The 17,242-nt window shown below is 44.9% G+C and carries 14 protein-coding genes; 4 read left to right on the top strand and 10 right to left on the bottom strand.

What is annotated here, in order from left to right:
* Positions 1-227: 227 nt before the first annotated feature.
* Both DWV53_RS03780 and DWV53_RS03775 read left to right on the top strand, forming a co-directional pair.
* Positions 228-1,181, top strand: coding sequence for a glycosyltransferase family 8 protein (locus DWV53_RS03780; RefSeq protein WP_118151721.1), 954 nt, complete (start codon positions 228-230; stop codon positions 1,179-1,181).
* 18 nt (positions 1,182-1,199) lie between these two features.
* Positions 1,200-1,901 (top strand): glycosyltransferase family 32 protein, encoded by a 702-nt coding sequence (locus DWV53_RS03775; protein WP_118151719.1) that lies wholly within the window; start codon positions 1,200-1,202, stop codon positions 1,899-1,901.
* A 55-nt stretch (positions 1,902-1,956) separates the two neighbouring features.
* On the opposite strand, the gene DWV53_RS03770 is transcribed toward DWV53_RS03775, so the two are convergent.
* The 7 genes from DWV53_RS03770 to DWV53_RS03740 all read right to left on the bottom strand — a co-directional run bounded on the left by DWV53_RS03770 (position 1,957) and on the right by DWV53_RS03740 (position 11,322).
* Positions 1,957-2,979: a galactofuranosyltransferase gene (locus DWV53_RS03770; RefSeq protein WP_118151717.1), complete on the bottom strand. Its 1,023-nt coding sequence runs from the start codon at positions 2,977-2,979 to the stop codon at positions 1,957-1,959.
* Positions 2,980-3,015: 36 nt separating this feature from the next.
* Positions 3,016-3,942: a lysophospholipid acyltransferase family protein gene (locus tag DWV53_RS03765; protein WP_118151715.1), complete on the bottom strand. Its 927-nt coding sequence runs from the start codon at positions 3,940-3,942 to the stop codon at positions 3,016-3,018.
* A gap of 41 nt (positions 3,943-3,983) precedes the next feature.
* Positions 3,984-5,837: an ABC transporter ATP-binding protein gene (locus DWV53_RS03760; protein WP_118140375.1), complete on the bottom strand. Its 1,854-nt coding sequence runs from the start codon at positions 5,835-5,837 to the stop codon at positions 3,984-3,986.
* Positions 5,838-5,961: 124 nt separating this feature from the next.
* Positions 5,962-7,296, bottom strand: a complete 1,335-nt coding sequence (gene miaB, locus DWV53_RS03755; protein WP_006848118.1) for a tRNA (N6-isopentenyl adenosine(37)-C2)-methylthiotransferase MiaB — start codon at positions 7,294-7,296, stop codon at positions 5,962-5,964.
* Between the two features lie 53 nt (positions 7,297-7,349).
* Positions 7,350-8,369, bottom strand: a complete 1,020-nt coding sequence (locus tag DWV53_RS03750; protein ID WP_118151713.1) for a phosphatase PAP2 family protein — start codon at positions 8,367-8,369, stop codon at positions 7,350-7,352.
* Positions 8,360-9,355, bottom strand: a complete 996-nt coding sequence (locus tag DWV53_RS03745) for an NAD-dependent epimerase/dehydratase family protein (protein WP_118079572.1) — start codon at positions 9,353-9,355, stop codon at positions 8,360-8,362. Before DWV53_RS03745 ends, DWV53_RS03750 begins: the two co-directional genes overlap by 10 nt.
* Positions 9,356-9,612: 257 nt before the next feature.
* A complete protein-coding gene (locus DWV53_RS03740) occupies positions 9,613-11,322 on the bottom strand; it encodes a Na/Pi cotransporter family protein (protein WP_022121509.1) in 1,710 nt (569 codons plus the stop codon).
* 171 nt (positions 11,323-11,493) lie between these two features.
* On the opposite strand from DWV53_RS03740, the gene DWV53_RS03735 reads away from it, so the two are divergent.
* Positions 11,494-13,155: a nucleoside kinase gene (locus tag DWV53_RS03735; protein WP_118151711.1), complete on the top strand. Its 1,662-nt coding sequence runs from the start codon at positions 11,494-11,496 to the stop codon at positions 13,153-13,155.
* Between the two features lie 73 nt (positions 13,156-13,228).
* Here DWV53_RS03735 and DWV53_RS03730 read toward each other — a convergent pair whose 3' ends face one another.
* The 3 genes from DWV53_RS03730 to upp form a co-directional block, all read right to left on the bottom strand.
* Positions 13,229-13,684 carry a hypothetical protein gene (locus tag DWV53_RS03730; RefSeq protein ID WP_147468729.1) on the bottom strand — a complete coding sequence of 152 codons (456 nt, stop codon included), beginning with the start codon at positions 13,682-13,684 and terminating at the stop codon, positions 13,229-13,231.
* Between the two features lie 409 nt (positions 13,685-14,093).
* Positions 14,094-14,294, bottom strand: coding sequence for a hypothetical protein (locus DWV53_RS03725; RefSeq protein WP_118151707.1), 201 nt, complete (start codon positions 14,292-14,294; stop codon positions 14,094-14,096).
* Between the two features lie 99 nt (positions 14,295-14,393).
* Positions 14,394-15,053 (bottom strand): uracil phosphoribosyltransferase, encoded by a 660-nt coding sequence (gene upp / locus DWV53_RS03720; RefSeq protein ID WP_022121512.1) that lies wholly within the window; start codon positions 15,051-15,053, stop codon positions 14,394-14,396.
* Positions 15,054-15,450: 397 nt separating this feature from the next.
* Here upp and pckA point away from each other — a divergent pair, with 397 nt between their 5' ends.
* A complete protein-coding gene (gene pckA / locus DWV53_RS03715) occupies positions 15,451-17,064 on the top strand; it encodes a phosphoenolpyruvate carboxykinase (ATP) (RefSeq protein ID WP_118151705.1) in 1,614 nt (537 codons plus the stop codon).
* Positions 17,065-17,242 lie beyond the last annotated feature (178 nt).

The raw sequence follows: 17,242 nt of genomic DNA, 5'->3' as shown, positions 1-17,242 counted from the left end.
TATATTATTTTCTTTTTACTTCTTGTTCTTTCTTTACTTCTTACTTTCTTTATATTATAACATCCTTATTGCCATAATCTTGCATGCAAGATAAACAATAAATGTTAAAGCTTATATTGTGTATAGGTGCAAAGGTACTAAACATAATTAAGTATCACAAATATTTCTTGTATTTTTTGCTGTTTTAGCGTTTTTTTTCGTATCTTTGCAAAACAAATAAATTACAAATGATACATATTGCGCTTACCATAGACGAAAATTATGTACGTTATTGTACAGTAGTGATGGCTTCTATTTTGGAAAATAACAAAATGGATGATATCACATTCCATATTGTTGCTAATGATTTAACGAGTAATAGTAAAACAATTATATTTAATCAAGTTAAAAATAGTAAAGCTTTGGTGAGTTTTTATACTGTGCCATCGCTTTTACTCGAAGCTTATGAACTTAAATGGGGGCATAAGCGTCTTTCTATGACTGTCTTTTATAGATGTTTGTTAGCTACCATATTACCGGAAACTATAGAAAAAGTAGTCTATATGGATTGTGATGTGTTGGTGTTGCAATCATTAAGAGATTTGTGGAATACGCCAATGGAAAATATTGCAGTGGCAGGTGTACAAGACTTATTGGAAACTCCTAAGGAATATTTCAGCCGTTTAGAATATGATAGTAAATATGGATATTTTAATGGTGGTATGTTGTTAATCAATTTAGATTACTGGCGTAAACATAATGTAGAAAATCGTCTTAAAGAATATTTTAGAGCCAATTTAGATAAAGTTGTTCGTAACGATCAAGACATTATGAATGCGGTTTTATATAAAGAAAAACAGATGTTGGATATGAAATGGAATGTCCAAATTGATGTGTTCTTGACAAAACATTATTCAGATATAAATTTGAGGAATAAATGTCTTGCAGTTGCTGGTGATATTGGTATATTGCATTATTGCTACCGTAAAAAGCCATGGCATTATAATTGTATTCATCCGATGAGAGACTTGTTTTTCAAATATCAGAAGTTGACTCCATTCGATGATTATTCTCGTTTGCAGAAACCATTATCGAAAATACATCGTTTCTTGCATAATTTGCCTTATACTTTAGGTATTAAGGAGTCTAAAATCTTAGACAAGAAAAAGTTTGAGAGATATTTGGAGAAAAAGGATAATTAGATATAAGCATAAAAGAATATGATACCAAAGGTAATACATTTGTGTTGGTTCAGTAATGGCCCTTATCCTGTAGAGATAAAGGTTTGTTTGGATACATGGAAGTGCCTGATGCCCGACTATGTAGTTAAAGTTTGGGATTATGCTGCGGCAAAGTCTATTGGCTGTGCCTTTATCGATGAGGCCCTGGAGGCTCGAAAGTGGGCTTTCGCTGCCGATGTGGTGCGATTCTATGCCGTATATAAGGAAGGCGGCATCTATATGGATAGCGACATCTATCTGCATCGCCGTTTCGACGAGATTCTTCCAGAGGATGGCTTTGCCACTTTCAACGAGAAGGATAAGGAGGAGTTTGGCTTGCAGGCTGCCTTCTTTATGGGTACTGCTGGCAATGCGTTCTGCCAGAAGATGTTTGAATATTATCAGAACCGCCATTTCAAGAATCCGGATGGCTCTTTCAATGATACGATTTCACCTTATACGATGTCGGCTGTGGCGAAGTCTTTCGGATGGCAGATGAAGGACGAAAAGCAAGTGATGCCTGGCTTGACGGTTTATCCTACGCATTTTGTTGCTCCCAACAATCATTATCCGGTGGATAGCGAGACGATAGGAGTGCATCGCGTTGCGGGTAGCTGGCGAAAGAGAAAACTGGGACGATTCCTTGAGATTAAGGTCAAGCATTTATGGCATGTAGTAAAATATGCCCTTTTTAAAAAGTGAGAAAGGCATATCTTACTATGTGTAATTATTTGGAGAGTATAAACTATACTATCGATCATTCCTGAATAGCCTTTTTCAGATTCTCGCCATTGTTGATGGCTATTGCCATCTGTTTTGTTTGGGTAAGCATACCGGCATATTCTTCTTCCGAAATGCTGGCTAGGCGCCCAGGAAGTTCTTTCAGGGAGTTGATGGCAAATCCCACTCCCTTCTCTTCTACAAGCGGAGCAATGGCAGATTCTTTCCATACGATGATAGGTAATCCTGCACGCAGGTAGAAGGATGCCTTGTGCGGGGTGTTGTATTTCAGATAGCTTCCGAAGTCGCCATGGCATTCTTCCAGGGAATCTCCATCCCATACCAGACCAAAATTTCCGCGCACTTGCTTGATGAAATCGTCGGCATTCATAAAGCCATGCCATATGATGTTCTTGTCTTTTGCCACGGCATCATAATCTTCCATGTTTCCATAAAGATGAAACTTAAACTGGTAATCCAGTTCCTGCATCTTCAGGATAAAGGCGTTTTTGCGCAGGTTGAGTGAGCCGGCATATACGATATTCCATACCTCGTTGGGCTGGTGCTTCTTGTCTGCTGCAACGGATGGCGACAGATAATCATGGAATCCCAGGGCTCCGATAGGCTTTTCCAAGCCTTGCTGTTCAAGCCACAGCTTCATCGCCTGGTTGGTGGCGATGATATAGTCGGTGTGGCTCAGGCGTTTCAATTCCTGGGCTATGGTTAGTTTCTTTCGTCGGAAACTGCCCAAATCATGAATTAGGGAAATGGTTTTGGCTCCTTTGAGGTGTGCCATCTTGCAGATGAAGGAGAAATATTTCTTTACGGGATATTGCAGTACGATGACATCTCCTTTCTGAATGCGAGAGCAGGCGATGAGGGTACTCGCCAGGTTATAGAAGAAGGCCAGGATTTTATTGTTGTCGATTTTGCAAGGCAAGCCGATGCTTGCTGCCCCCATCGAGTGCAGTACCTTTTCGTAATCAGTCTTTGCCTTGTTGCCAGCACTTGTCTGATTGTAATAAGTGCGGCTGATATAACATAATCTTCTTTCCTTCATATAGCCTATTGATTAGATTCTTGTGATAGTATCGAATTACATCTCTTTTGGCACAACTTTCCCCTTCACCACTTCATATCGCTTGTCAAACTCCTCCTTGGTTCGCTTCCATCTGTTATGCGTCCATAAATAATAAGGTGGATTCTGGCGAATGGTGGCTTCCAGCATCTGGAAGAAGCGGCGGGTAATCTCATGCTCCGGCAGGGAGTTCGGATTGCGGGTGATGAGTTTGTAGGTTGCTGTATAGTAGCCGCGCTTAGGGCGGGACATCTCTACATAGAACACGGCATCGTTCATCTTCCTCATGATTCTCTCGCCGCCAGTAAACACTGGGGTTTCGGGATGGTTGAGGAAAGGAAGCCACAGGTGGATGTTTTCCCACTTGGGACCCTGGTCGCTGATGTAGCCGAAGATGCTGCGGATGTTCTTGCGTTTGTAGTCTACGAGATAGCGGAGGATGTCCTTCTTTGGGACAGGCACTCCGTTTTCTTCATGAGAGCGGATGCGCTTGAAGAGTTCATCGAAGGCTTGGTTACGCAGAGGATGATAGATGAGGCCTATGATGCGGGTTTTAGGCAGTTTGATGCCTACACATGAGAGCCACTCCCAGTTGCAGTAATGACCGAGGATGGCTGCCACATCCTGACCTTCCTGGAAACATTGTTCCACTTCTTCGCTGTTATATACCTTGAATCGGCGGCGAAGTTCCTTATCGCTGATGCTCAGAAGTTTAACTGCCTCGAAGAAGTAATCGCTGAACCAGCGGTAGAATTTCTTCTCGATGTCAACAATCTCTTCTTCTGATTTCTCAGGGAAGGAGGTGATGAGATTCTTACGCACAACGCCTCTGCGGTACTTGATGACGTAATACATCATGAAGTACTCGAAGTCGGCAATGCAATAGAGCAGCCTGAAAGGCAGCAGCGATATTGCATAAAAGAATGCATACACAATCTTAACCATCTGTAAAACTATAAATTCTTAACTATTAACTATTTACTCAATTACACCTGCTGCATATCGTGCAACTTTTTGTAATATCCGTCTTTTCTAATCAGTTCATCGTGGGTACCGCGCTCCACAATCTTACCCTCGTGCAATACGCAGATTTCATCGGCATGCTTGATGGTACTCAATCGGTGAGCCACAGCCACGGTGGTACGGGTTTTCATCAGTTTCTCCAAGGCATCCTGAACCAGGCGCTCGCTCTCGGTATCGAGGGCTGATGTTGCCTCATCGAGGATGAGGATAGGAGGATTCTTGAGGATGGCACGGGCGATGCTGACACGCTGGCGCTGACCACCGGAGAGTCTGCCGCCTCGGTCACCGATATTTGTATCGAAACCATGCTCCGACTTGGTAATGAACTCGTAAGCATTGGCTATCTTAGCTGCATTGGCTATTTCCTCATCCGTAGCGTCGGTCTTGCCGAATCGGATATTGTCCTTGAAACTTGCATTGAAGAGGATAGCCTCCTGGTTTACATTTCCTATCAGCATGCGAAGGTCATGTACGGCAAGGTCTTTCACATTAATGCCGTCAATCAGCACCTCGCCTTCCTGTACATCATAGTAACGTGGAATCAGATCTACCATCGTACTCTTACCGCTACCGCTCTGACCAACAAGTGCAACAGTCTTGCCTTTTGGTATCACGAGATTGATATCCTTTAATACATAAACCAGTTCGGCGCTCTTTCGGTCGGTATAGGCGAAGGAAACGTGGCGGAACTCTATCTGATGTTCGAAGCTGCTGATATGCTCAGGGTTCTCCTTGTCCTTGATTTCCACCTCAGCCTGCAGAATCTTGTCGATACGCTCCATACTTGCCAATCCCTTTGGAATATTGTAACTCGCTTTGGAGAATTCCTTCAGCGGGTTGATGATGCTGTAGAGCATCACGAGATAGAAGATGATGGTAGGACCGTCGATTCTGCCGTAATCCAGAACCAGGATACCGCCAAACCACAATACCACTACGATGAGGATAGTTCCCAGAAACTCACTCATCGGGTGTGCCATCTGCTGGCGGATATTTACACGCATGATGTTGTCGCGGTAGCTGCTGTTAACCTGATTGAAACGCTTGTTCATCTTTTCTTCAGCACAGAACGCCTTGATGATGCGCAAGCCGCCCAGCGTTTCTTCTACCATACTCATCGTATCGCTCCAAAGTGCCTGTGCCTCGATACTGTGTGCCTTCAGTTTCTTGCCCACTACTCCCATAAACCAGCCGAAAGGTGGTACAAAGAGAATGGTGAAGAGGGTGAGCTGCCAGCTGATGCAGATGAGTGTAACGAAATAGAAGAGAATCAGGACAGGATTTTTGAAGAGCATGTCGAGCGACGACATGATGCTGTTCTCCACTTCCTGCACATCACCGCTCATGCGGGCAATGATATCTCCCTTGCGCTCCTCGCTGAAGAAACCGAGCGAGAGACTGTTTATCTTCTGGTAAATCTGGTTGCGGATGTCTCTTACGATACCTGTACGGATAGGTATGATGGTGGCTGACGAGAGGAAATAGGCTCCCGTCTTGAGGAATGTCATGAAGGCTAGGAATATGCCGATGACCAAAAGGGCTGTTGATGCACTATGGACAACAATAAACTCCTGAATATAATAATACAGGTTATTGGTTGCAACCTCCTTGATGCTACCCCAATCTCCATTCCAGTGCATATACTCGTTGACACGGATACCACCATCTACTTGGAACAGGATTTGCAGGATTGGTATCAAGGCTGCAAACGAAAAGATGTTCAATACCGCAGACAGGATATTGAACAGGATTGACAGTCCCAGATACTTCTTGTATGGAGGGACGAATCGGCGTAAAATTTGCAAGAATTCCTTCATAGGTGCAAATATAGTGCTTTTTAAGAAAACCGCCAAACTTTTGGCGGTTTTTCTTGTTTATATTCTGTTTTTTCTTTTAGAAGAGTCTTTTTATTCAGAAAAAGCTGTTCTGATGAGTTTGGGTTTACTCCTTTACTTCTTCTCCGAAGAGAGTAGCAGAGGTAGAACCGGTGATGCGGACCTTTACGAACTCTCCGATGTGGTGGTTGCCCTTGTCGATGACCACCGCCTTGTTCTGCTCGGTACGGCCCATCATCTGCTCGCGGCTACGCTTGCTGAAGTTCTCGATGAGAATGGTGAATACCTTGCCTTCATCCTTCTTGTTCTGCTCGGCACTCACCTCGGTCTGCAACTTGATAAGTTCGTTGAGGCGGGCTATCTTGGTTTCCTCAGAAACGTTGTCTGGCAGATGCTTGGCGGCATAGGTGCCCGGGCGCTCTGAATACTTGAACATGAAGGCGCTGTCGAAGCCTACTTCCTTCACCAGCGAGAGGGTTTCCTGATGGTCTTCCTCGGTCTCGTCGTGATAACCCACGAAGATGTCGGTGGTGATGCCGCAGCCTGGAATGATGCGCTTGATGTCGGCGATGCGCTGCAGATACTCCTCACGGGTGTATTTGCGGTTCATCAGCTTCAAAATCTTGTTGCTTCCGCTCTGTGCAGGGAAGTGGATGTGCTTGCAGAGGTTTGGTTCTTCGGCAATGGCGTGGAGGATGTCTTCGGTCATATCCTCTGGGTTAGAGGTGGTGAAGCGTACACGCATATCCGGTACAGCCTGGGCTACCATATGGAGGAGCTCGGCAAAGGAAAGACTGCCTTCCTCGCGCTTGCCCGATGGTGAGAGACCATAACTGTTTACATTCTGTCCAAGCAGGGTAACTTCCTTGAAACCACGCTGCTGCAAATCGCGAACCTCACGCAGGATGCTCTCAGCATCGCGGCTGCGCTCACGTCCACGGGTATAAGGCACGATACAGTAGTGGCAAAAGTTGTTGCAACCACGCATGATGCTTACAAAACCGCTCACTCTGTTGCCACCGATGCGCTGAGGCACGATGTCACGGTAAGTCTCGGTCTTAGAAAGTTCTATGTTGATGGCGTTGGTACCCATCTCGCACTGCGCAATCATATCCGGCAGGTTGAGATAGCTGTCTGGTCCGCAAACCAGGTTGGCATAGTGGTTCTGGATGAGGTCATCCTTTACTCGCTCTGCCATGCAGCCCAAAACGCCGAGAATCACCTTTCTTCCCTTCTTCTGCTCTGCATGCAGGGTGTCGAGGCGATGATAAATCTTGTTCTCTGCATTCTCGCGGATACTGCAGGTGTTCAGGAAGATGGCATCAGCCTCTTCTTCTTTCTCACAAATTTCGTAGCCAGCCATCTGCATTACAGAGGCAACTACCTCACTGTCTGCCACGTTCATCTGGCAGCCATAAGTCTCAATAAATAGTTTCTTCATTGTTCTAGATGAATTCTATTCGTTTATAATGTTATTGTAATTAAAATATGTAACTATCTGAATCTCAGTCGCGAAGAAGGAGTATGGTGCTCTGTCATTCCCTTCGATACTGCCATCAATACAAAATAGATGACGACGGCAGAGATGAGGCCGGCGATGGCATCGATGAGATAATGCGCCTGAATATATACGGTAGCCAGACACAGGAAGATGTAGAATGGCAGCATCACGTATAGCTGTTTTCTGTTGCCGGTATGCCAGACCAGGAGCATGCAGATGGTGCTCACGCCCACATGCGAACTTGGGAAAGCTGCTGTAGGACGCTCGCCGGCGTTCTTGGCGTCTTCTACAAGCTGGTAGAAGATTCCATCGGTGTAACCCGGTGTCGGCAGGCAGTTGGTATGGGTGTTGAAGTAATCGCCCAAAGCCGGGAAGATGCCCTTGGTTATTTCTGATATCCCTACTGCATCAAAGTAGAAGGTCGGGCCCACTACCGGTACATAGATGTAGATGAGATAGTAGATAAAGAAACTGGTGAGCATGACGAATGCAGCTCTTTCAGCCTCATAATATCTGCAGAAGAAATAATAGAATGAAACCAATGCAATCATCGGATAATACATAAAGTAGCCCATCGACATCAGTTCGCTTACTACAGCCCAAGGCAGGGCTTTGGCAAAGAGCAGGGCGGGCTGACATCCGAAAAGATTCTGCTCCCAACCTGCAAAGATATGGTCGAGGTTGGGGAACATACGGTTGATTTCGTAGGTGTCGGGATACCACCAGGCAAGCAAAGCCATCTGGGCAATGATGCGCACCATCTTGGTGATGCGGCAAGGTATCATGCGGTATACTGCCCAAAGAGCGATGGTCATGACGAGCGCTCTCAGTCGTCCCCAGAGCATAGCTTCCGGGTTTACGAGTTTGGTGTAGGTAAAGAGCATGGTGATAATGGTGATTGCCATATATCCCAGCATGACCCATTCCAGTGTCATCAGTCCCTTCTTCGGGTTCTTGTCTATCTTGAAATAATCTTTTATCACGCTTCTTATTAGTTTATAATTTACAGCCATCCGTTATCCTTGTACCACTTGATGGCGAGCTTCACACCTCTTTCCAGTGGATAATGAGGATGATAGCCCAGTTCATCCATGGCTGGCTCAATATCACATCGCCAGTTGCGCTGTTTCAGAATGTTGTACTTATCATTGTTCAGAGCCGACATCTTGCCCGTCATCCTTCCGAGATACTCTCCGAAGAAGGTTACGATGCGCAACACCCAGACAGGTGCCTTGATGCGTAGCATCCAAGGATTGCCTAACTCCTTTTTTATCAGGTCGCTGAAGGCAGCCGACTGATATACTTCTCCATCGCTGAGGAAGTATTTCCTGCCGTTCATTCCATGATCCAGAGCCAGGAATACAGCCTGCACCACATCCTGTACATACACGAAGGTAATGTCCTGGCGCTTGAATCCTACAGCAAAGTCAACATGTTGCTTGATGCTCTGTGCCATGAGAAAATAATCTTTCTCCCTAGGACCGTAAACTCCTGTAGGGCGGAGGATGATATAAGGAAAGTTATTGCCGATGCTGTCCAGATAGCGTTCTGCCTCCAGCTTACTCTTTCCGTATGCAGTATTTGGCTTAGGAGTATCATGTTCTGAGATTTCCTGATAAGGCTGCTCTTCGCGGATGGCTCCAAAGATGCTGAGCGAACTGACAAAGACAAATCGCCTGATAGGCATCTGGAGGCGCAGAAGGACGTTCACCAGATGTTTGGTTCCCTCTGTGTTTACCTTATAAAATTCCTCTGCATGCAGGCACTTCGTTGCGCCGGCTGCATGCACTATATAGTCGAACTCGTGCGGGGCGAGTTCTTTCTCCAACTCTTCCTCTGAAGAAAGATTGAGATTGATAAAATGGATGCGCTCGTCTTGCAGATACTTTCTGGAACTGGTAGGGCGTACTGCCGCCCAGGTTTCCATGCCCTGTCTCAAGGCCTCTTCCACGATGTAGCTGCCGATAAAGCCCGACGCACCCGTTACTAGAATCTTCATTAATTATTTATAAAATTGCAATTTCGGCTGCAAAATTACAACAAAAAATCGAGTTATCCTCTATGTTATGCCAAAATTCTTTCTTTTTCTTTGTGAAATCACTTCTTTATGGCAACTTTGCTGTTGTGAATCAAGTATCTTGCTTAAAACATATCTGTTTGTCCTATTTAATATAGGTAGAAAATAAAGATAGGGCATGAAGCCCACTAATGAACTTCATGCCCTATAAACTGTTAACTATAAACTTTAAACTCTCTCTAAGCTTCATGCTGTCTTACACCCATGCGGGCCTCTACTACGTTTACTACATAGTCGCCGAGCTTCTCGCATTCCTGGATGATATCCATATACATGGTACCGATGGCGTAGGTATAGAGATGGTTGTTTACATCGTTGATGTTCTGGCTCTTCAACTGATTGCGATAGTTGTTGATTTCGTTCTCGATGTTGAAAGAGAGGTTGGCATCGTTGTCTCCCTTATGACCTACGAGGGTGATGTTCATTTGGGTAAGGGCATTGTCGGTAAGTTCCATCATCTGGTGCATGTGCTCATACTGTGAAGTGATGAAGTCTTCCTTGCCCTTGAAACGGCGGTTCAGCGTGCGTGCGATGTTGAAGCAGCTGTCACCGATACTCTCTATCTCAGAAATCTCACGGAGCATGGCGCGGATTTTTGCCTTGGTCTCGTCAGAAAGATGAGAATCGCTCACCTGGTCGAGATACTTGGCAATCTCTATCTCCATGTTGTCAGAGATACCCTCGTATTTCTCGATGCGGCTATAGAGTTTTACAAACTTTTCTTCATTGGTCTCGCCAAGAAGCGTCTTCACCATGCCGAACATGCGCTGGATGCGCTCGGCAAAGCAATGAATCTCTTTCTGTGCCTCCAAGACAGAGATTTCCGGTGTCTTCATGATACCGCTCTGGATAAAGCGCAGGCGGAAGTCGTCCTCATCGGTATTCTTCTTAGGACGGATAATCTTGCATACCAGCTTCTCTATCTGTGGAATGAACCATACCAGGATAAAGGTATTGGCGAGGTTGAAGGTGGTATGGAAGGCGGCAAGCACAAAGGATAGCTTGGTTGCATTGGCTACGAAATGAGGATCAGTCTTCTCCATGGCATCGTCGAAACCTACCCAGCCGCAAACCAGATGGATGAACGGGTGGAATATGCAGAGTATCCAAAGCACACCGAAGATGTTGAATACCATGTGCGCCATCGCCGCTCTCCGGGCCTGGGTGTTGGCGGTGAGCGCTGCTACATTGGAGGTTACGGTTGTTCCGATATTCTCACCCATCACAAGCGCAATACCCTGATAGATAGGCAATACGCCGGTAGAGCAGAGAATCATCGTAATCGCCATGACGGCTGCCGAACTCTGCACGCACATAGTGAGTATACTACCAATAATAAGGAAGGTGATGGTAGTCTGGAAACTGTGAGGATCGAAACTTGCAAAGAATTCAAGAACCGGCTGATTATGAGCCAGATCCATGTCGATACCGGTTTGTCGTAAAGTACCCAAACCGAGAAACATAAAGGATATACCGAAGATGAAGTCGCCGATAATCTTGCGCTTCTTGCTGTAAATCAGGATGATGGCGATGAAGAACGCCGGCCATACAAAATCTGTGATGTTAAACGAGAAACCGGCACTCATGATCCATGCGGTGAGCGTGGTTCCGATGTTGGCGCCCATGATAACGGAGATAGCCTGGGCTAGGGTAAGGAGACCAGCATTCACGAATGATACGGTCATCACCGTTGTGGCTGTAGAAGACTGCACCGCTGCGGTGATGAGCGTACCCGAGAGGATGCCCGTCAAACGGTTGGTGGTCATTGTTCCTAACACATGGCGGAGCTGTGGTCCTGCCATCTTCTGCAAACTGTCGCTCATGGACTTCATACCGAACATCAGTAGGGCGAGTGCTCCAATAAGCTTAAAAAATATCCAAATCGACATATAATAACTTAATTAATGTTGTCAAATACATCAAGTTTCCGAATTTCTTCGTAACTTTACACTCTGTAGGCGTCTCTCTTCTAAAAAGAGTAAGCCGATGCTCAAAAAGCACCTTCGGGGGCTTCGAGAGCGGGTAGATTAGTTTAATTTTGTAACATAGTTTTAATACAAATGAAACAAGTAATTCAAATCCGTTGCAAAAATAATAAAAAATCTCAGAAAGTAGAAATCGGAAGCACACTTTTTGATATTTTTTCTGCATTTGACCTCAAAATGACCCACGGACCGGTGTCTGCAAGGGTAAATAACAAGGTTGAAGGCATGCATTATCGTGTTTATAATTCTAAAGATGTAGAATTCCTTGATATGACTTCTTCATCCGGTTCGCGTGCATATACCCGTACCCTCTTCTTTGTTCTCTGCAAGGCGGTACAGGACATTTATCCTGCTACAGATGTGGTGATTGATATCCCCGTATCGAATGGTTTCTACGTAGATATCCGCCTGGGCAGACCTGTTGTAGATGAAGATGTGAACATCATCCGCCGTCGCATGCAGGAGATTATCGATGCCAGAATGCCGATACGCCGCTTCACCGTGCCTACCGAAGAGGCAGTTGCGCTGTTCCAGGAGAAAGGGGATGTTGAGAAGGTGAAACTGCTCAAGACATCGGGCTCTATCTATACTACTTATTATAAAATAGGTGATTATGTAGATTATTACTACGGCACGCTGCTCACCAATACCTCGCAGCTCTATCTCTTCGGGCTGGAGAAATATTATGATGGCATGCTCCTGCGCATTCCTTCGCTCAAGAACCCGGATGTGCTGGGCGAAATGACCCGACAGGACAAGATGTTTGAGATATTCAAGGAGCATCATCGCTGGCAGAGTATCCTGGGCATCAGGACTGTAGGCGATTTTAACCAGGCGATAGATGCCAATCATGCTACCGACATCATCAATATCAGCGAGGCGCTGCAGGAGAAGAAGATTGCCAAGATTGCTGAGGAGATTGCCAGCCGCAAGGGCGTGAAACTGGTGCTGCTGGCAGGTCCTTCTTCTTCAGGCAAGACCACTTCGTGCAAGCGCCTGAGCATACAGCTTGCCGTAAACGGATTGAAACCGCTCCAGATTTCGCTCGATGATTATTTCGTGGATAGGGAGAAAACGCCGAAGGATGCTTCGGGCGAATATGATTATGAGAGCATCTATGCCCTGGATCTTGACCTGATCAACGAGCAGTTCAACGCCCTCTTCCGTGGTGAGGAGGTGGAATTGCCGAAGTATGATTTCCAGAGCGGAAAGAGTAAAAAGAGCGGTAACAGGTTGAAAATGAACGATAACAATGTGCTGGTGGTAGAGGGCATTCATGCATTGAACCCAGAGCTGACGGCCCACATCCCGCAGGAGCAGATCTTCAGAGTATATGCTTCGGCACTGACCACGATTCTTCTGGATAATCACAATTATATCCCGACAACAGACAACCGTTTGCTCCGCCGTATCATCCGCGATAACAAATATCGTGGTGTCTCTGCCCAGGAAACCATTCATCGCTGGCCTTCGGTAAGGGCAGGTGAGAACAAGTGGATATTCCCGTTCCAGGAGAATGCCGATGCGATGCTCAATACGGCGATGCTTTATGAACTGGCTGTAATCAAGATGCAGGCAGAGCCGCTGCTGCAGCAGGTTCCGGAGAATTGTGAGGAATATGCTGAGGCTTACCGGTTGCTTAAGTTCCTGAAATACTTCAAGGGTATACCTTATAATAATCTGCCGCCTACTTCGCTTCTGCGAGAGTTCCTGGGGGGCAGCTCGTTCCATTATTAAAGGGTAGCTTATCAAAAAAGTCCAAAGATAGTTTTCAAACCAGATTTCTTTCTTTGGACTTTTTCTTTAAAGACTATGGCTCTATTATTTGGTATTGTAATTTGATGTTTGGCTTATCCTCTCTGTCGATAAGATATGCGACATTCCATCTTTGCATCACATTTGTAAAGTTCTGTTCTATATGGATGGATAGAATTTTGCAATTTTCTGTTGACGCCAAGGAACTCTCTAGTTTGGCTATCCCATGTGTTGATTCTCCTTGTATGTAGATTAGCCTGTATTTTAGAAAGTTCACTTCTGGTAGTTCTATTTTTGTGTCAGGTTTTGCGCTACTTACACAATTTTTGAAATACTTTTCAAAGTCATCTTTCGTGTTTATGGTAAGAATCTGATTGTCTGGAGTCTCTATCATCACATCGGTAGGAATCTCATACTTTCTATATGACGCAGTATTTTCATCGTTGTTAGAACAACTTGCCATTAATGTTAAAATGCAGCTTAATATTGCTGATATTATTGTACTTCTCATAATCTTTTTCATACGTTTGACATTTTTGTTAATAATTAAATTATGGGTGCAAATATACAAGATTAATTTAAAACGAACTTTGTCTTATGTAACAAAAACTTTTCCTATTTTATCGTCTGTGCGCTTGACGATACAATTTTTGTTCTAAAAGAGCGCACTTATAATAATATGCCGCCTACTTCGCTTCTGCGGGAGTTCCTGCGAGGTAGTTCGTTCCATTATTAAAGGTTTTATCTTTCGGAGATAAGTTGGCAGTTTGAGTATGACAGCCAACTGGCAAAAGCCGGACAGCCGACTAGCGCCTTATTCGCTAGTCGGCTGTTTGTCTTTAACAGTCCTCGGAAATGGGTTTATCTGATTTCCTTTTAGGCGTCTGATTTTCTTTTTTATGCAATAGACGAAAAACTCTTCACTCTTCACCAAATGCTCCGAAACCTCTGTGTTTATCGGCATTCCGAGTGGTGAAGAGTGTTCGGGCACTCTTCACCCACTCTTCACCACTCTTCACCTTCTGTTCCGTCGCCCTCCGTTCCGGCGAATTTGCAATCAGCCAGAACGGAGCGGTGAAGAGGGGTGAAGAGTGGGTGAAGAGATACAAATAACTCTTCACCCCTCGGAATGCCGATAAACACAGGGGTTTCGGGCCGAAAGGTGAAGAGTGAAGAGTATTTCAGAGTATAGTTGCTATACTTTTTATAAAGCCTGCGGCTTAGAGCTTGCTGCCATAGCACAAGTCGCCGGCATCGCCGAATCCTGGCACGATATACTTATGCTCGTTCAAGCCCTCATCAATAGAGGCACACCAGATGGTAGTCTTGTCCTCTGGGAAGGTTTTCTTGATGTGCTCAATACCCTCAGGTGCAGCGAGAACACAGGCAATGTGGATATGTTTAGGATTGCCCTTGGTGAGGAAAGCCTTCATACCCATCTCCATGCTGATACCTGTGGCAAGCATAGGGTCGGCAATGATGAGCACCTTATCTGTAAGATCAGGTGTGGCGAGGTATTCGATATGTACGCCCACCTCAGTATGCTCCTTGTTGGTATACTCGCGATAAGCACTCACAAAGGCATTGCCAGAGTGGTCGAAAATATTGAGGAAGCCTTCGTGGAAAGGAAGTCCGGCACGGAATATAGTACCGATGACAATCTTTTCGGTAGGAAGATTTACCTGGGCCACACCGAGCGGTGTAGTCACCTCAGTCTTTTCGTAATTAAGAGTCTTTGATATTTCAAAGGCTTCATACTCACCGATTCTCATAATGTTGTTGCGGAAGAGCAATCGGTTCTTTTGATAATCGCAGTCACGCATCTCTGCCAGATAGCGGTTGATGATGCAGTTGTGCTCGCTCAGATTATTTATCTTCATATAGCTGTAGTTTTTCTGCAAAGATATAATAAATCTTGGAAACGGCAAAATGTTTGGGCAATTATTTTCTCTCTGGAGGAATGAAAGAACATGTTACTATCTTATTTTTCCTTCAAATACCCTCTTATATATAAATAGGTGTAAATCTCTGCTTGTTTTTCTCTAAGCAGAGATTTTTTGCAAAGTCAACGTGGCAAATGTCGGTCGAATCGGCTTTTTTTAAAGTTCTTTAACCTAAAAAGCTTTTAAAAAGAAAGAATAATACCTAAGAATCTTTGCTATAAAACATATTTTTCGTAACTTTGCGGCGGTTTTGGGAGAATGATGATTTCTTCTGTCAACCAAGGTAAATAAGGTAAAGAGAAATTATTCACAACTTAAATACATTTAAAATAAAATGGCAAAGTTTGATAAGTCAGTTTTAGCAAAGTACGGAATCACAGGTACAACTGAGGTTCTCTACAATCCTTCTTATGAGGTATTGTTCAATGAGGAGACTAAGGAAGGTCTCGAGGGTTTTGAGGTTGGTCAGGAGACTGAGCTCGGTGCAGTTAACGTAATGACTGGTATTTACACTGGTCGTTCTCCTAAAGACAAGTTCATCGTTGACGATGCTACATCTCACGACACAGTATGGTGGGATTCTGAGGAGTATCACAACGATAACCACAAGGCAACTCCAGAGGCATGGAACGCCGTTAAGGAGATCGCTAAGAAGGAGCTTTCTAACAAGAAGTTGTTCGTAGTAGATGGTTTCTGCGGTACACACAAGGATACACGTATGAAGGTACGTTTCATCGTTGAGGTAGCATGGCAGGCACACTTCGTAACAAATATGTTCATCCGTCCTCAGAACGAGGCTGAGTTCGATCAGGAGCCAGACTTCATCGTTTACAATGCTTCTAAGGCAAAGGTTGAGAACTGGAAGGAGTTGGGTCTCCACTCAGAGACAGCCGTTGTATTCAACGTAACTTCTAAGGAGCAGGTTATCATCAACACATGGTATGGTGGTGAGATGAAGAAGGGTATGTTCTCTATGATGAACTACTTCTTGCCATTGAAGGGTATGGCTTCTATGCACTGCTCTGCCAACACAGATATGAACGGTGAGAACACTGCTATCTTCTTCGGTCTTTCTGGTACAGGTAAGACTACATTGTCAACAGACCCTAAGCGTAAGTTGATCGGTGACGATGAGCACGGATGGGACGACGAGGGTGTGTTCAACTTCGAAGGTGGTTGCTACGCTAAGGTTATCAACCTTGACAAGGAGTCTGAGCCAGATATCTACGGTGCTATCACACGTGACGCTCTCCTCGAGAACGTAACTGTAGCTAAGGATGGTAAGATTGACTTCGCAGATAAGACTGTTACCGAGAATACTCGTGTATCTTATCCTATCTACCACATCAAGAACATCCAGCGTCCATTCTCTCAGGGTCCAGCTGCTAAGCAGGTTATCTTCCTCTCAGCAGATGCATTCGGTGTATTGCCACCAGTATCTATCTTGAACGCTGAGCAGACTAAGTATTACTTCCTCTCTGGCTTCACAGCTAAGTTGGCTGGTACAGAGCGCGGTATCACCGAGCCTACTCCAACATTCTCTGCTTGCTTCGGTCAGGCATTCTTGGAGTTGCACCCAACTAAGTACGCTGAGGAGTTGGTAAAGAAGATGCAGAAGTCTGGTGCTAAGGCATACTTGGTTAACACAGGTTGGAACGGTACAGGCAAGCGTATCTCTATCCGCGATACACGTGGTATCATCGACGCTATCCTCGACCACTCAATCGACGCAGCTCCTACAAAGACTATCCCATTCTTCAACTTCGTAGTTCCTACACAGTTGGAAGGCGTAGATCCTAAGATTCTCGATCCACGTGATACATACGCTGATGCTTCTCAGTGGGAGGAGAAGGCTAAGGATTTGGCTGCTCGTTTCATCAAGAACTTCAAGAAGTATGAGACAAATGAGGCTGGTAAGGCTCTCGTTGCTGCTGGTCCACAGCTCTAATTCGACACTTCGAATTTATACTAAATATGGAATCCCGTTTCTTGCAAAAGAAGCGGGATTTCTTCGTTTTTACGCCTCGAAATCACTAAAAAACTTAAAAAATGCGCCTAAAAATGAATAATTTGCATAATAATAAGGAGAAAAGGTCGAGTTTTTAAAGAATTCTCAGTAAATTTGC

The organism is Segatella copri (assembly GCF_003465495.1).
GTDB classification, from domain to species: domain Bacteria; phylum Bacteroidota; class Bacteroidia; order Bacteroidales; family Bacteroidaceae; genus Prevotella; species Prevotella copri_G.
This window is presented reverse-complemented; position numbering and strand designations above follow the sequence as displayed.

What these genes read in the sequence shown, in the direction of transcription:
- DWV53_RS03730 (WP_147468729.1), bottom strand. Translation starts at nt 13,684, where the DNA reads ATGAGAAGTACAATAATATCAGCAATATTAAGCTGCATTTTAACATTA.
- DWV53_RS03750 (WP_118151713.1), bottom strand. Translation starts at nt 8,369, where the DNA reads ATGGCTGTAAATTATAAACTAATAAGAAGCGTGATAAAAGATTATTTC.
- DWV53_RS03735 (WP_118151711.1), top strand. Translation starts at nt 11,494, where the DNA reads ATGAAACAAGTAATTCAAATCCGTTGCAAAAATAATAAAAAATCTCAG.
- DWV53_RS03775 (WP_118151719.1), top strand. Translation starts at nt 1,200, where the DNA reads ATGATACCAAAGGTAATACATTTGTGTTGGTTCAGTAATGGCCCTTAT.
- upp (WP_022121512.1), bottom strand. Translation starts at nt 15,053, where the DNA reads ATGAAGATAAATAATCTGAGCGAGCACAACTGCATCATCAACCGCTAT.
- DWV53_RS03740 (WP_022121509.1), bottom strand. Translation starts at nt 11,322, where the DNA reads ATGTCGATTTGGATATTTTTTAAGCTTATTGGAGCACTCGCCCTACTG.
- DWV53_RS03780 (WP_118151721.1), top strand. Translation starts at nt 228, where the DNA reads ATGATACATATTGCGCTTACCATAGACGAAAATTATGTACGTTATTGT.
- DWV53_RS03760 (WP_118140375.1), bottom strand. Translation starts at nt 5,837, where the DNA reads ATGAAGGAATTCTTGCAAATTTTACGCCGATTCGTCCCTCCATACAAG.
- pckA (WP_118151705.1), top strand. Translation starts at nt 15,451, where the DNA reads ATGGCAAAGTTTGATAAGTCAGTTTTAGCAAAGTACGGAATCACAGGT.
- DWV53_RS03770 (WP_118151717.1), bottom strand. Translation starts at nt 2,979, where the DNA reads ATGAAGGAAAGAAGATTATGTTATATCAGCCGCACTTATTACAATCAG.
- miaB (WP_006848118.1), bottom strand. Translation starts at nt 7,296, where the DNA reads ATGAAGAAACTATTTATTGAGACTTATGGCTGCCAGATGAACGTGGCA.
- DWV53_RS03745 (WP_118079572.1), bottom strand. Translation starts at nt 9,355, where the DNA reads ATGAAGATTCTAGTAACGGGTGCGTCGGGCTTTATCGGCAGCTACATC.
- DWV53_RS03765 (WP_118151715.1), bottom strand. Translation starts at nt 3,942, where the DNA reads ATGGTTAAGATTGTGTATGCATTCTTTTATGCAATATCGCTGCTGCCT.